The 13,913-nt window shown below is 59.3% G+C and carries 13 protein-coding genes; 11 read left to right on the forward strand and 2 right to left on the reverse strand.

The window, feature by feature from the left end; all coding sequences use genetic code 11:
* Window positions 1-24: 24 nt before the first annotated feature.
* Window positions 25-861, reverse strand: coding sequence for an HTH-type transcriptional activator RhaS (rhaS, locus tag AC1M2H_RS26960; protein WP_480149731.1), 837 nt, complete (start codon window positions 859-861; stop codon window positions 25-27).
* A 313-nt stretch (window positions 862-1,174) separates the two neighbouring features.
* Here rhaS (AC1M2H_RS26960) and rhaB point away from each other — a divergent pair, with 313 nt between their 5' ends.
* From rhaB to rhaM, 9 genes are all read left to right on the forward strand, one after another.
* On the forward strand, window positions 1,175-2,641 hold the full coding sequence (rhaB, locus tag AC1M2H_RS26965; protein ID WP_480149732.1) for a rhamnulokinase: 1,467 nt from the start codon (window positions 1,175-1,177) through the stop codon (window positions 2,639-2,641).
* On the forward strand, window positions 2,638-3,897 hold the full coding sequence (gene rhaA / locus AC1M2H_RS26970; protein ID WP_480149733.1) for an L-rhamnose isomerase: 1,260 nt from the start codon (window positions 2,638-2,640) through the stop codon (window positions 3,895-3,897). The genes rhaB and rhaA overlap by 4 nt, the downstream gene beginning before the upstream one ends.
* Window positions 3,898-3,974: 77 nt before the next feature.
* Window positions 3,975-4,805, forward strand: coding sequence for a rhamnulose-1-phosphate aldolase (rhaD, locus tag AC1M2H_RS26975; RefSeq protein WP_480149734.1), 831 nt, complete (start codon window positions 3,975-3,977; stop codon window positions 4,803-4,805).
* Window positions 4,806-4,945: 140 nt separating this feature from the next.
* Entirely contained in the window at window positions 4,946-5,932 is a 987-nt protein-coding gene (rhaS, locus tag AC1M2H_RS26980) for a rhamnose ABC transporter substrate-binding protein (RefSeq protein WP_331839158.1), read from the forward strand.
* A 50-nt stretch (window positions 5,933-5,982) separates the two neighbouring features.
* A complete protein-coding gene (locus AC1M2H_RS26985) occupies window positions 5,983-7,494 on the forward strand; it encodes a sugar ABC transporter ATP-binding protein (protein WP_480149735.1) in 1,512 nt (503 codons plus the stop codon).
* Window positions 7,494-8,498: an ABC transporter permease gene (locus AC1M2H_RS26990; RefSeq protein WP_480149736.1), complete on the forward strand. Its 1,005-nt coding sequence runs from the start codon at window positions 7,494-7,496 to the stop codon at window positions 8,496-8,498. Before AC1M2H_RS26985 ends, AC1M2H_RS26990 begins: the two co-directional genes overlap by 1 nt.
* Complete coding sequence (locus AC1M2H_RS26995; RefSeq protein WP_480149737.1) at window positions 8,495-9,496, forward strand: ABC transporter permease; 1,002 nt, start codon at window positions 8,495-8,497, stop codon at window positions 9,494-9,496. Before AC1M2H_RS26990 ends, AC1M2H_RS26995 begins: the two co-directional genes overlap by 4 nt.
* Before the next feature lie 52 nt (window positions 9,497-9,548).
* Complete coding sequence (gene fucO, locus AC1M2H_RS27000) at window positions 9,549-10,697, forward strand: lactaldehyde reductase (protein WP_480149738.1); 1,149 nt, start codon at window positions 9,549-9,551, stop codon at window positions 10,695-10,697.
* Window positions 10,694-11,008 carry an L-rhamnose mutarotase gene (gene rhaM, locus AC1M2H_RS27005; protein ID WP_480149739.1) on the forward strand — a complete coding sequence of 105 codons (315 nt, stop codon included), beginning with the start codon at window positions 10,694-10,696 and terminating at the stop codon, window positions 11,006-11,008. The genes fucO and rhaM overlap by 4 nt, the downstream gene beginning before the upstream one ends.
* A gap of 52 nt (window positions 11,009-11,060) precedes the next feature.
* Here the strand turns inward: rhaM and AC1M2H_RS27010 are convergent, their stop codons facing one another.
* Window positions 11,061-12,347, reverse strand: a complete 1,287-nt coding sequence (locus tag AC1M2H_RS27010; protein WP_480149740.1) for a carbohydrate porin — start codon at window positions 12,345-12,347, stop codon at window positions 11,061-11,063.
* A gap of 82 nt (window positions 12,348-12,429) precedes the next feature.
* Here AC1M2H_RS27010 and AC1M2H_RS27015 point away from each other — a divergent pair, with 82 nt between their 5' ends.
* Together AC1M2H_RS27015 and AC1M2H_RS27020 are read left to right on the forward strand one after the other, a co-directional pair.
* Window positions 12,430-13,461, forward strand: a complete 1,032-nt coding sequence (locus AC1M2H_RS27015; protein ID WP_480151833.1) for an IS630 family transposase — start codon at window positions 12,430-12,432, stop codon at window positions 13,459-13,461.
* A 26-nt stretch (window positions 13,462-13,487) separates the two neighbouring features.
* A complete protein-coding gene (locus AC1M2H_RS27020; RefSeq protein WP_480147914.1) occupies window positions 13,488-13,904 on the forward strand; it encodes a VOC family protein in 417 nt (138 codons plus the stop codon).
* Window positions 13,905-13,913 lie beyond the last annotated feature (9 nt).

Below are 13,913 nucleotides of genomic sequence, written 5' to 3' on the forward strand. Positions count from 1 at the left end.
GCTAAAACGTTGACTGCTCTCGCGTTACTGAAGAATGGCGTCGCGCCCCTGGCGGACATCGCGCGGCGACCAGGAAAACTCTCGGCGAAAAAGCGTCGAAAAGTGGTTACTGTCGCCGAACCCGCAGTGATAGGCGATATCCGTGACGCTGTCATCGCTGTGGCGCAGCAGGTGGCGCGCCTTCATCAGCCGCACCCGGTTCAGGTAGCGCTGCGGCGTCAGGCCGGTCTGCTGCTTGAGCTGGCGATGCAGCGTACGCAGCGACAGTGAAAACTGCGCCGCCACAGCTTCCCAGCAGACATCCTCGGCAAAGTGATCTTCCAGCCAGGCCATCAGGTGATTGAGCCGCGCCTCGCTATCGGCGGCCCCTTCCGCGAGGCTGCTTTTGCGCAGCAGCACCAGTAGCTGCATAAAGAGAATTTCCCGGCTGGCGATGGTATGCACATCCGACTCGGCGCCGAGGCCTTCCATCTGGTTGACGATCTGCCGCACCTGCTGCAAAGCCCCCTGATTAACCCGCCAGTGCGAGAGATAGTTGCCTTCCTGCTCCTGCGGCAGCAGCAGGTTCAGGCCGTTCAGAAAGCGAAAGGCGTCCGGCGCGCGGTAGAGCACGTTGGTCAGGCACAGATTATCGGTATGTTCATAAAGATGGCGGTCGCGATCGCGAATAAAGCACACCGAGCCGCCGCTGATGGTATAGGGCTGGCCGTTGAAAACGTGGATCCCCGTCCCGTGCTCGACGATAACAATTTCATGGAAATCATGATGATGTTCCGGAAACGCCGGCTGAGGGAGGCGTGGCTCAATAGCAACAGCAGAAGTCCCGGACTTAAAGAAATCCACACTGTGCAATATGGTCATAGCAGCTCCCTCGTAATGAGAAATGTTATCAATCAGTGTGGCAAATAGTAATTAAGGACCGGCAATCCGACCTTCAATTTTTGACCGCAAACGGCGTAAAGCCTGCCGGTTTTTCAAGAAACAGCCGGAAAGATCCGGAACTGCGGACAGCGTCACATCACCCGCGCCCATAGCGACAGAATGAAACTGTGAGCTCTCTCACTGTCACCTTTGCTTTCTTGCCAGCCGGGAAATTTCCCTGTCCGTGGCAAGAAGGTGCGCGACCGGCGACTTTTTTAGACTGCTGGCAATGATTTTTAGAAGGATCTCTGCCATGAGTTTTCGTCATTGTGTTGCCGTTGATTTAGGCGCCTCCAGCGGGCGGGTGATGCTCGCCCGCTATAAAAGCGGGCAGCGTGCGCTGACGCTGCGTGAAGTCCACCGTTTTACCAACAGCCTGCACAAGGTGGACGGCTACGACTGCTGGGATATCGATAGCCTGGAAGGCGACATTCGCCGGGGGCTGGAGAAGGTGTGCGCGCAGGGCATCCTTATCGATAGCATCGGCATTGATACCTGGGGCGTGGATTATGTCCTGGTCGACAAGCAGGGCCAGCGCGTCGGCCTGGCGGTCTCCTATCGCGACGCTCGCACCCTCGGCCTGATGCAGCACGCCGAAGCGCAGATGGGCCGCGCGGATATCTATCGCCGCAGCGGCATTCAGTTTCTGCCGTTCAACACCCTGTACCAGCTGCGCGCCCTGGTTGAGCAGCAGCCGGAGCTGGTGAGCCAGGCCGCGCACGCGCTGCTGATCCCGGACTATTTCAGCTTCCGCCTCACCGGCCAGATGAACTGGGAATACACCAACGCCACCACCACCCAGCTGGTCAATATCAACAGCGATAGCTGGGACGAAGAGCTGCTGAACTGGAGCGGCGCGCCGCGCGAGTGGTTCGGCACCCCGACCCATCCCGGCAACGTCATCGGCCGCTGGAGCTGCCCGCAGGGCAACGCGATCCCGGTCGTCGCCGTCGCCAGCCACGATACCGCCAGCGCGGTGATCGCCGTTCCGCAGCAGGACCCGGACGCCGCCTGGCTCTCCTCCGGCACCTGGTCGCTTATGGGCTTTGAAAGCCAAACCCCCTACACCGGCGACGATGCGCTGAAGGCCAATATCACCAACGAAGGCGGCGCGGAAGGCCGCTATCGGGTGCTGAAAAATATTATGGGGCTGTGGCTGCTGCAGCGGGTGCTGAAAGAGCAGAACGTCAGCGACCTGCCCGCGCTGATTGCCCATACCGCCGGGCTCCCTGCCTGCCGTTCGGTGATTGACTGCAACGACGCGCGCTTTATCAACCCGGCCAGTATGAGCGCCGAGATTCAGGCCGCCTGCCGTGAGTCCGGGCAGCCGGTCCCCGCCAGCGACGGCGAGCTGGCGCGCTGCATTTTCGACAGCCTGGCCCTGCTCTACGCCCGCGTGCTCGGCGAGCTTGCCCGGCTGCGGGGGCGTCCTTTCAGCCAGCTGCATATCGTCGGCGGCGGCTGTCAGAACGCGCTGCTCAATCAGCTGTGCGCGGACGCCTGCGGCATTACGGTTATCGCGGGCCCCGTCGAGGCCTCTACGCTCGGCAATATCGGCATCCAGCTGATGACGCTAGACGAGCTGAACAACGTCGATGATTTCCGTCAGGTAGTGCGCGACAACTACGCGCTCACCACGTTTACCCCTAATCCTGAAAATGAAATTGCCCGCTTCGTTGCGCAGTTTCAGCCACAACAGACCAAGGAGCTTTGCGCATGACCACTCAACTTGAACAAGCCTGGGAAATCGCTAAACAGCGCTACGCCGCCGTCGGCGTGGATGTCGAGGAGGCCCTGCGCCAGCTGGACCGGCTGCCCGTCTCCATGCACTGCTGGCAGGGCGATGACGTCGCGGGCTTTGAAAACCCGGAGGGAAACTTAACCGGCGGCATTCAGGCTACCGGCAACTATCCGGGCAAGGCCCGCAACGCGGGCGAGCTGCGCGCCGATCTTGAGCAGGCGCTGAGCCTGATCCCCGGTCCAAAACGGCTGAATCTGCACGCTATCTATCTGGAGTCTGATGTCCCGGTTGCGCGCAACGAAATCAAACCGCAGCACTTTAAAAACTGGGTGGAGTGGGCCAAAAGCAACGGCCTGGGGCTCGACTTTAACCCTTCCTGCTTCTCGCATCCGCTGAGCGCCGACGGTTTTACCCTGTCGCACGCCAACGACGAGATTCGCCAGTTCTGGATCGATCACTGCAAGGCCAGCCGCCGGGTTTCCGCCTATTTCGGCGAGCAGCTGGGCACCCCGTCGGTGATGAATATCTGGGTCCCGGACGGCATGAAGGACATCACCGTTGACCGCCTGGCGCCGCGCCAGCGCCTGCTGAACGCGCTGGATGAGGTCATCAGCGAGAAGCTCGACCCGGCGCACCATATCGATGCCGTGGAGAGCAAGCTGTTCGGTATCGGCGCGGAGAGCTACACCGTCGGCTCCAACGAGTTCTATATGGGCTACGCCGCCAGCCGCCAGACCGCGCTGTGCCTCGATGCCGGGCACTTCCACCCCACGGAGGTGATTTCCGACAAGATCTCCGCCGCCATGCTCTACATTCCGCGCCTGCTGCTGCACGTCAGCCGCCCGGTGCGCTGGGATAGCGATCACGTGGTGCTACTGGATGACGAAACCCAGGCCATCGCCAGCGAAATCATCCGCCACAACCTGTTTGACCGGGTGCATATCGGCCTCGATTTCTTCGACGCCTCCATCAACCGCATCGCGGCGTGGGTGATTGGTACCCGCAACATGAAGAAAGCGCTGCTGCGCGCGCTGCTGGAACCAACGGAACAGCTGCGCCAGCTGGAAGCCGACGGCGATTACACCGCCCGCCTGGCGCTGCTGGAAGAGCAGAAATGCCTGCCGTGGCAGGCCGCCTGGGAGATGTACTGCCAGCGTCACGATACGCCGGCGGGCAGCCAGTGGCTGGATAGCGTGCGCGGCTACGAGAAAGATGTGCTGAGCCAGCGCGGGTAGCCCGGCAGCCGGCAGATAAACAACCTATTCAGGGCGCGGGGTCAAGCCCGCGCCGAATCAACAGGAAGCACAAGACTATGCACACCATTATCGACTCCTGGTTCGTCCAGGGCATGATTAAAGCCACCTCCGACGCCTGGCTGAAGGGCTGGGATGAGCGCAACGGCGGCAACCTGACGCTGCGCCTCGACGAGGCCGATATCGAACCTTTCGCGGCGGATTTCCACGCCAAACCGCGCTATATCGCCCTCAGCCAGGCGATGCCGACGCTGGCCAATCAGCCGTTTATCGTCACCGGCTCCGGTAAATTTTTCCGCAACGTCCAGCTCGATCCCGCCGCCAACCTCGGCGTGGTCAAAGTCGACAGCGACGGTGCGGGATATCACATCCTGTGGGGCCTGGAGAACGAGGCGGTGCCGACTTCGGAACTGCCGGCCCACTTCCTCTCACACAGCGAGCGCATCAGGCTAACCGGCGGCAAAGATCGCGTGATCATGCACTGCCACGCCACCAACCTGATCGCCCTGACCTACGTGCTGGAGAACAACAGCGATCTGTTCACCCGCAAGCTCTGGGAAGGCAGCACCGAATGCCTGGTGGTGTTCCCGGACGGCGTCGGCATTCTGCCGTGGATGGTACCGGGTACCGACGAAATCGGCGGGGCCACCGCGCTGGAAATGCGTAAGCATTCGCTGGTGCTGTGGCCGTTCCACGGCGTCTTCGGCAGCGGCCCGACGCTGGATGAGACCTTTGGCCTGATCGATACCGCCGAGAAATCGGCCGAAGTACTGGTGAAGGTTTACTCCATGGGTGGCATGAAGCAGACCATCACCCGCGAAGAGCTGATTGCCCTCGGCAAGCGCTTTGATGTGCAGCCTATGCAGTCCGCGTTAGACCTTTATCAATAATTACATCGCGCCCCGCTCACCGAGACGGGGCGAACTCTGTCACCTGCAAACCCAACCCCACCTCTTCGCCCTGCGGCAGACCACGCATCGGCAGGCTGAAAGATAAGGGGAAACTAACTCAATCATGTGGAGTAAAAGCAATGAAAACAAAGACAAGCTTGATCCTCACCGTTGCCGCCCTGGCGTTGTCCGGTTCCGCTTTAGCAGAAGTTAAAATTGCCCTCGTGGCAAAATCATTGGGAAATGGATTCTTTGAGGCAGCGAACGTCGGCGCGCAGGAAGCGGCGAAAGAGTTAGGCGATGTGAAAGTGATTTATACCGGCCCCACCACCACCACCGCCGAAGCGCAGATCGAAGTGCTGAACGGGCTGATCGCCCAGGGGGTGGACGCGATCGCCATTTCCGCCAACGATCCGGACGCCGTGGTGCCGGTGCTGAAAAAAGCGATGCAGCGCGGGATCAAAGTGGTCTCCTGGGATTCCGGCGTGGCGCCGGCGGGCCGTCAGATCCACCTGAATCCCTCCAATAACGCACTAATCGGCGAGACCAACGTTAAGCTCGCCGCGGATGCCCTCAAAGCGCTGAACGTCGAAAAAGGCGACGTGGCGATCCTGAGCGCCACTCCAACCTCAACCAACCAGAACATCTGGATCGAAGAGATGAAGAAGGTGCTGCCGAAGTACCCCTCCGTCAACCTGGTCACCGTGGCCTACGGGGACGATCTCTCCGATAAGAGCTACCGCGAAGCGGTCGGCCTGCTGAAGTCATATCCGAATCTGAAAGCGATCGTCTCGCCTTCGTCGGTAGGGATCGTTGCCGCCGCCCAGGCGGTGAAGGATCAGGGCAAGATTGGCAAGGTGTACGTTACCGGGCTGGGGCTGCCGTCCGAAATGGCCGGGGCGATTAAATCCGGCGCCAGCAAAAGCTTTGCTATCTGGAACCCCATTGACCTCGGCTACGCCGCCACCTACCTCGCCGACGATTTAGTCAAAGGTACGGCCACCAAAACCGAAGCCAATATGGGCAGACTGGGCAAGGTGAAGCTGGATGCCGACGGCAGCGGCGCGATGGCGCAGCCGTTCGTCTACGATGCCGGCAACATCGATAAGTTTTCCAAAATTTTCTAATCCTCAGCCCCCGTTTCGCCTGGAAACGGGGATAAAACCGGAGACTTATCATGACGGCGTCCACCCCGCTGCTGTCGCTGAAGGGCATCACCAAGGTTTTCCCCGGTGTACGCGCCCTTGAGAACGTACAGCTCGATCTCTGGCCCGGCAAAGTGACCGCCTTAATTGGCGAAAACGGTGCCGGCAAATCCACGCTGGTCAAAGTGATGACCGGCATTTATCAGCCCGAAGAGGGCGAAATTCTTTATAAAGCGATCCCGATTCATCTGCCCCATCCGGAGTCGGCGCACAGGGTCGGGATCACCGCCATCCATCAGGAAACGGTGCTGTTTGACGAACTCTCGGTGACCGAGAATATTTTTGTCGGCCAGTATCTGCATAAGGGCCTGCTGAAGAAGCTCGACTGGCCGGCAATGCACCAGAAGGCCGGGGATATTCTCCGCCGCCTGGAAGTGCAGATCGATCCGCGCGCGACGCTAAAAACCCTGAGCATCGCCCAACGCCACATGGTGGCCATCGCCCGGGCGCTCTCCTTTGAGGCGCAGGTGGTGATCCTTGACGAGCCGACCGCCGCGCTCTCGCAGCACGAAATTCTGGAGTTTTATCAGATAGTCGAGCGCCTGAAGCAGGACGGTAAGGCGATCCTGTTTATCTCGCATAAGTTCGATGAAATCTTCGAGCTGGCGGACTACTACACCATTTTGCGCGACGGCGTATACGTGAGCTCCGGCGCCATCAACGAGATCACCGAAGAGCGGATGGTGGCGATGATGGTCGGGCGCGCCATTACCCAGACCTACCCGAAAGTGAGCTGCACGCCGGGAGAGACGGTGCTGGAGGTCAACAACCTCTGTCATCCCACCGAGTTCGCCAATATCAGCTTCACCCTGCGCAAAGGCGAAATCCTCGGCTTCTACGGCCTGGTCGGCGCCGGGCGCACCGAGCTTATGCAGGCGCTTTCCGGCGTATCGCATCCCTGCTCCGGCGAAATCGTGCTGAAAGGCAAGCCGGTACGCTTTCGCCAGCCGGCGGACGCCATTCAGGCCGGTATCGTCTGCGTACCGGAAGAGCGGCAGAAGCAGGGGGCGATTATCGCCCTGCCGATCGCGCAGAACATCAGCCTGCCCCAGCTCGCCAGGCTCAACCCCCGCGGCGTGCTGAACGACGTGCGCGAATGGCGGCTGGCCGATGAGTATGCCAAACGCCTGCAGGTCAAAGCCTTCAGCTGGCGGCAGGCGGTAGAAACCCTCTCCGGCGGCAACCAGCAGAAGGTGGTGATTGGCAAATGGCTGGCCACCCATCCGGAAGCGATCATTCTCGATGAGCCAACGAAAGGCATTGATATCGGCTCAAAAGCGGCGGTACACCAGTTTATGTCCGAGCTGGTGAGCCAGGGGCTGGCGGTCATTATGGTCTCATCAGAGCTGCCGGAGGTCATGGGAATGGCCGACCGCATCATCGTGATGCATGAAGGGCTGATGGTGGCCGAATATCGCGCCGGCGAAGCGACGGCGGAAACGATCGTCAGCGCCGCCAGCGGCATTGCCCGGGAGGCTGCGTAATGTGGCGACAACTACTTAAACACCGCGAAGCGCTGCTGGCGGCGGTCATTATCCTGATGGTGGCGGGGATCGGCAGCCGGGTGCCGTCGTTCATCGCGGTGGAAAACCTGATAGAGATGTTTAACGACACCTCGATTCTGATCGTTCTCACCCTCGGCCAGATGATGGTGCTGCTGACCAAAGGGATCGACCTGTCGATGGCCGCCAACCTGGCGCTGACCGGGATGATCGTCGCCCTGCTCAACGCCCATCACCCGGAGATTCCGGTATGGGCGCTGCTGCTGCTGGCCACCCTGCTCGGCCTGCTGATGGGGGTGATTAACGGCCTGCTGGTCTGGCGCCTCGGCATTCCGGCGATCGTGGTGACCCTCGGCACCATGAGCATCTACCGCGGCATTATTTTCCTGCTCTCCGACGGCGGCTGGGTTAACTCGCACCAGATGAGCGCGGACTTCCTCGGCCTGCCGCGCGCCTCGCTGCTGGGGCTGCCGCTGCTGAGCTGGTGCGCCATCGCCGCCCTGCTGCTGGTGGGCTACTTCCTGCGCTATAGCCGCACCGGACGGGCGCTGTATACCGCAGGCGGCAACGCCACCGCAGCGTACTACACCGGGATCAACGCCGGGAAAATGCAGTTCATCAGCTTCTGCCTCTCCGGGGCGCTGGCGGGATTTTGCGGCTATCTGTGGATCTCCCGCTTCGCCGTCGCCTACGTTGACGTCGCCAACGGCTTCGAGCTGCAGGTCGTGGCCGCCTGCGTCATCGGCGGCATCAGCACCATGGGCGGTACCGGGCGCGTGGCGGGCTGCCTGTGCGGCGCGCTGTTCCTCGGGATTATCAACAACGCGCTGCCGGTTATCGGCATCTCCCCTTTCTGGCAAATGGCTATCTCCGGCGCGGTGATTGTCATCGCCGTGGTGCTTAACGAGCGCGGGAACAAACGTCACGGACGGCTCATTCTGCGCAGCGCGGTGCTGGCTTCGCAAAAACAGACGGTGAAACCATGAGCAAAATAATGACCACAGAAGAGATGACAAACCGCCCGGCGGCGCCGTCGCCGATGCGCCGCCTGCTGTGCTGGGAGGGCTTCCTGCTGGCGGTGACGCTGGCCGTTTTCGCCGCCAACGCGCTGGCGTCGCCCTACTTCCTTAATATCTGGAACCTGTCGGACGCTACCTTCAACTTCACCGAGAAGGCGATTATCGTCCTGCCGATGGCGATGCTGATTATCGCCCGAGAGATCGACCTTTCGGTCGCCTCAACTATGGCGCTGAGCTCCACGGCGATGGGCTTTTGCGCGGCGGCGGGGATGGATACGCCGCTGCTGGTTGCCGTTGGGCTGGGCGTCGGCCTGCTGTGCGGCCTGTTTAACGGCATCCTGGTGACGCGCCTGAACCTGTCGTCGATCGTCATCACCATCGGCACCATGAGCCTCTATCGCGGCCTGACCTATATCCTGCTGGGCGATAAGGCGCTAAACCACTATCCGGACAGCTTCGCCTGGTTCGGCCAGGGCTACGTCTGGGGAGCGCTCTCGTTTGAATTTGCGCTGTTCCTGCTGCTGGCGGCCGCCTTCACCTTCCTGCTGCATAAAACTAACTTTGGCCGCCGCACCTACGCGATTGGCAATAATCCGACCGGCGCCTGGTTTTCCGGGATCAACGTCAAGCGCCATAACCTGATCCTGTTTGCCCTGGTCGGGCTGATGGCGGGGCTGGCCGCGGTGCTGCTGACGTCGCGGCTGGGCAGCACCCGCCCAACGCTGGCGGCGGGCTGGGAGCTGGCGGTGGTGACGATGGCGGTGCTCGGCGGCATCAATATCCTCGGCGGCTCCGGCAGCATGGTTGGGGTGATTATCGCCGCCTTCCTGATGGGGCTGGTGACCTTTGGCCTGAGCCTGCTCAACGTACCGGGCATCGTGATGTCGATAATCATCGGCGCCATGCTGATCGCGGTGATTTCACTGCCGATTATCGCCCGCCGGGTGCTGCAGCGAAGACATTAACCCTTCGCCTGACGGTGGGGGGATACGGGATTTTCTTAACAGGAGAGTTATTATGAGCTTTATGTTGGCATTGCCGAAAATCAGCCTGCACGGCGCGGGCGCCATTGGCGATATGGTCAATCTGGTCGCCGATAAAGGGTGGGGCAAAGCGCTGATCGTCACCGACGGTCAGCTGGTGAAGCTGGGCCTGCTGGACAGCCTGTTTGCCGCGCTTGATGCGCACCAGATGTCCTGGCACCTGTTTGACGAGGTATTCCCCAACCCCACCGAAGCGCTGGTGCATCAAGGCATTACCGGCTTCCACGACGCGCAGTGCGATTACATTATCGCCTTTGGCGGCGGTAGCCCCATCGATACCGCGAAAGCGGTTAAAATCCTCACCGCCAATCCCGCCCCTTCCACCGCCTATTCCGGCGTCGGCAAGGTGAAAAACGCCGGCGTACCGCTGGTGGCGATAAATACCACCGCCGGAACGGCAGCGGAGATGACCAGCAATGCGGTCATTATCGATTCCGCGCGCCGGGTAAAAGAGGTGATTATCGATCCCAATATTATCCCGGACATCGCCGTCGATGACGCCAGCGTGATGCTGGATATCCCGGCCTCTATCACCGCGGCCACCGGTATGGATGCCCTAACCCACGCTATTGAAGCCTACGTTTCAGTCGGCGCCCATCCGCTAACCGATGCCAACGCCCTTGAGGCCATTCGGCTGATTAATCTGTGGCTGCCGAAAGCCGTCGACGACGGGCATAACCTTGAGGCGCGCGAGCAGATGGCGTTCGGCCAGTATCTGGCGGGCATGGCGTTCAACAGCGCCGGGCTCGGCCTGGTTCATGCGCTGGCGCATCAGCCGGGCGCGACTCACAATCTGCCCCACGGCGTATGCAACGCCATTCTGCTGCCGATCATCGAAAACTTTAACCGCCCGAACGCCGTCGCCCGCTTTGCCCGCGTGGCGCAGGCGATGGGCGTCGATACTCGCGACATGAGCGATGAGGCCGCCAGCATGGCGGCGATCGAGGCGATTCGCGCACTGAGCAAACGCGTCGGCATTCCGCAGGGCTTCAGCCAGTTGGGAGTGAGCAAAGCCGACATCGAAGGCTGGCTGGACAAGGCCCTCGCCGACCCGTGCGCGCCGTGCAACCCGCGAACCGCCAGCCGCGACGAAGTGCGTGAGCTGTACCTGGAGGCGCTATGATCCGCAAGGCGTTTGTGATGCAGGTGAATCCCGACGCGCACGAGGAGTATCAGCGCCGGCATTCGCCAATCTGGCCGGAGCTGGAGGCGGTCCTGAAGGCCCACGGCGCGCACCATTACGCCATTTATCTCGATAAAGAGCGCAATCTGCTGTTCGCCACGGTGGAGATTGAATCGGAAGCGCGCTGGAACGCCGTCGCCGAAACCGAGGTCTGCCAGCGCTGGTGGAAGCATATGCGCGACGTGATGCCGGCAAATGCCGATAACAGCCCGGTCAGCGCCGAGCTGAAGCCGGTATTCTATCTGGATTAAATCCCCGGCGGCCCCGCCGGACGATGTTTAGCGGGGCCGCTTTTTACGCTCTTCAGAAGAAGTATTTAAAGCGCACGCGCGCGCCGTAGCGATCGTCGTCATCGCTCTTATTGGCCTGCACATCGCTATCAAGAATGGAGTAGTAGGCCCCGAGATAGATATTAAAGTTCTGCATATTCATCACGTTCGGGATTTGATACGAGGCGTGGAAGGTATGAATATTGTAGGTTCCCTCATCCTTAATCCAGCAGTCGGTATCGCAAATCACCCCGGCATAGTCATTGATTTTATTATGGGCGTAGATATAGCCCAGCTCAAAGCGCTGCCACAGCGCGTTAACCCCGGCGGTGAAGTCTTTTTCATTGTTGGCATCCATATACGCGGTGTTCACATTCACCACCACGCCATTGGCAGGGTTGGTTTTCAGGTCATTCCACGTCATGGTCAGCCCATAGCCGGTACGATCGGACTGATCGACGAAGTCTCCCCGCGCGTTGCTATAACCGTAGGCATTTTTCACCACGTTTGACTCCATCGCCGCGGCGACGGAGAACTCATCCTTGGCCCACGAAACAACCGGACGCAGGTAGGCGACGTTCTTTTTCTGCTCCATGTCGCGGCCGTGGTAGTCTTCGCCGTCATACAGCGAGGTGCCGTCCTCCAGCAGCGTATTCAGCTCAAAATACCAGTTATCCAGCTGCTTGCTGAGCAGGAAATTACCGCCCGCGTCGGATCGCCCGCGCCCCTCTTTCATCATGTAGATATAGCCGTGACCGTCGCTATAAAGATCGTTGGCGGTATTACCCGAATGCTCAACAAAGGTGTCCTGGTTCAGCGGGAACATGTCATAGGCTTCGAAACGGCCGACCTTTATCTTCCAGTCCTTCTCCTGACCAAAGAAGAAGGCGGCATCATCAAGGTTCATGGAGCCGGTCATATCGGCCAGCGGCTGAATCGAGAATCCGGCAAAATAGCCGTTGCTCATGGTGCGGATGCCGTCAAAGCCCAGCAGAATGCGGCCGTTTAAATCCCAGTTATCGTAGGTCGGGTCGCTGCCAACATCGGCGTTAGTCATCGCCAGCAGACCGTGCTTGCTCTCGGCGTCCATGTTGAACTCAACGTCCCCGTAGATCTTCAGATCGCCATAACCGGAGAGTTTAAGCTCCGGCGTGGTAATATTCTTTTTGCTCTCTGCGACAGACGCAACGCTTTTTACCGCAACGGTCGTTTGTGCCAGCGGAATAGCGGCATTCTGCTTTGCCTGTAATTCCCGCACCTGGCCTTCCGCCACCGTTGCCCGACTTTCAGCCGCGGCAAGCCGCGCTTCCAGCTGTTCCATACGCTGTTCAAGCGTCAGAGAGTTATACCCGTGATCATTGAAACTGCTTGATTTCGTCGGTGCTGAGGATCATGCTCAGGCCATGAACGTAAAACTGACCTCCGCACAGATTGCCGCCCTTGAGGCTCAGCACCGGCAGAGTCGTGACCGCCGTGTCTGCGACCGGATACGCTGCGTGCTGCTTTCTGCTCAGGGCTGGTCTCCTGCCATGATTGCGCAGTCTCAGCTCATTCATGAGACCACGGTTCTGCGTCATCTATCGGATTATCTCAGCGACGGTAAGCTCACCTCTGATAACGGCGGTTCGCAGGAGCATCTGACTCCCGGGGAGTCTGCCGAACTTCGTCAGCTTCTGACTGACACTGTTCACATCACGACGGCCAGTATCGTGTCGCTTGTCCGTGACCGCTTCGGTGTGCGCTACAGCATTCCGGGTATGAATAAGTGGCTTCACCGCAACGGGTTCACCTGGAAAAAACCGTCAGGTATTCCCCATAAGTTCTGCCCGGCACAACAGCAGCAGTTCATGACGCATTATGAAGCGCTGAAGCAGGCTGCCGGTGACAGCGAACCCATTCTGTTTATGGATGCGGTACATCCGACGCAGTCAACGAAGCTGAGCTGTGGCTGGATAAGAAAGGGGGAACTGAAAGCGGTGAAAACCACCGGGAGCCGGACCCGCCTGAACATCATCAGCGCCCTCAGCGTGAACGACCTGGCCCGGACGGTGACCCGTGATTATCCGCAGATTAATGCGGATGCTATCTGCCGTTTTTTTATTGCAGTTCGCCAGACTTATCCGGTGTCGCAGAAAGTGCATCTGATACTGGACGGTGCGCCTTATCACCGGGCATCGCTGGTTAAGGACTGGGCCTTCGTGATGAATATTGAACTGCATTATCTGCCGCCGTACAGCCCGAACCTGAACCCGACAGAACGGTTGTGGAAGGTGATGAATGAGCATGTGCGGAATAACCGGTATTTTGCGTCAGCGAAAGCCTTCAGGGACGCGATAAGAGGATTTTTTGAACGAACCCTGCCGGAACTGGGGCAGAAACTGGGCTGTCGTATCAACGACAATTTTCAGGTGCTCAGTTCCGTGTCAGAGACATAACGACGTATAGCGTAAGGTGTTCACCTGTGAACAAAATAACTCTCATTGATCATGTTGCAATAACTGTTGCCGACCTTGAAGTATCTTACTGTTTTTACGATAAATTGTTTGGTGCAAAAATTCATGCAGAGTACGCCCCCTTTGGGAAACTGCTTGTAAGGCAGGTATCGCTGGGTGATATTGTCCTGAGTTTACATCAGGTTGAGAATGGCGTGGAACTTGTAGCTAAAAGGCCAATGCCAGGGAGTGCTGATTTATGCTTCCGGTGGGGAGGGACAATTCTCAGCGTGTTAGAGCTACTTGAGAAAAACGATATCGAAATAATCCATGGCCCGGTGCCCCGTGAAACGAGTTCAGGTCAGCCATCACAATCTGTTTTCTTTCGGGATCCTGATGGAAATCTGCTGGAGTTAATGGCTGCTGATAATAAAGACCAAGGTTAAAATACTCAA

This window comes from Klebsiella sp. F11 (genome assembly GCF_056712265.1).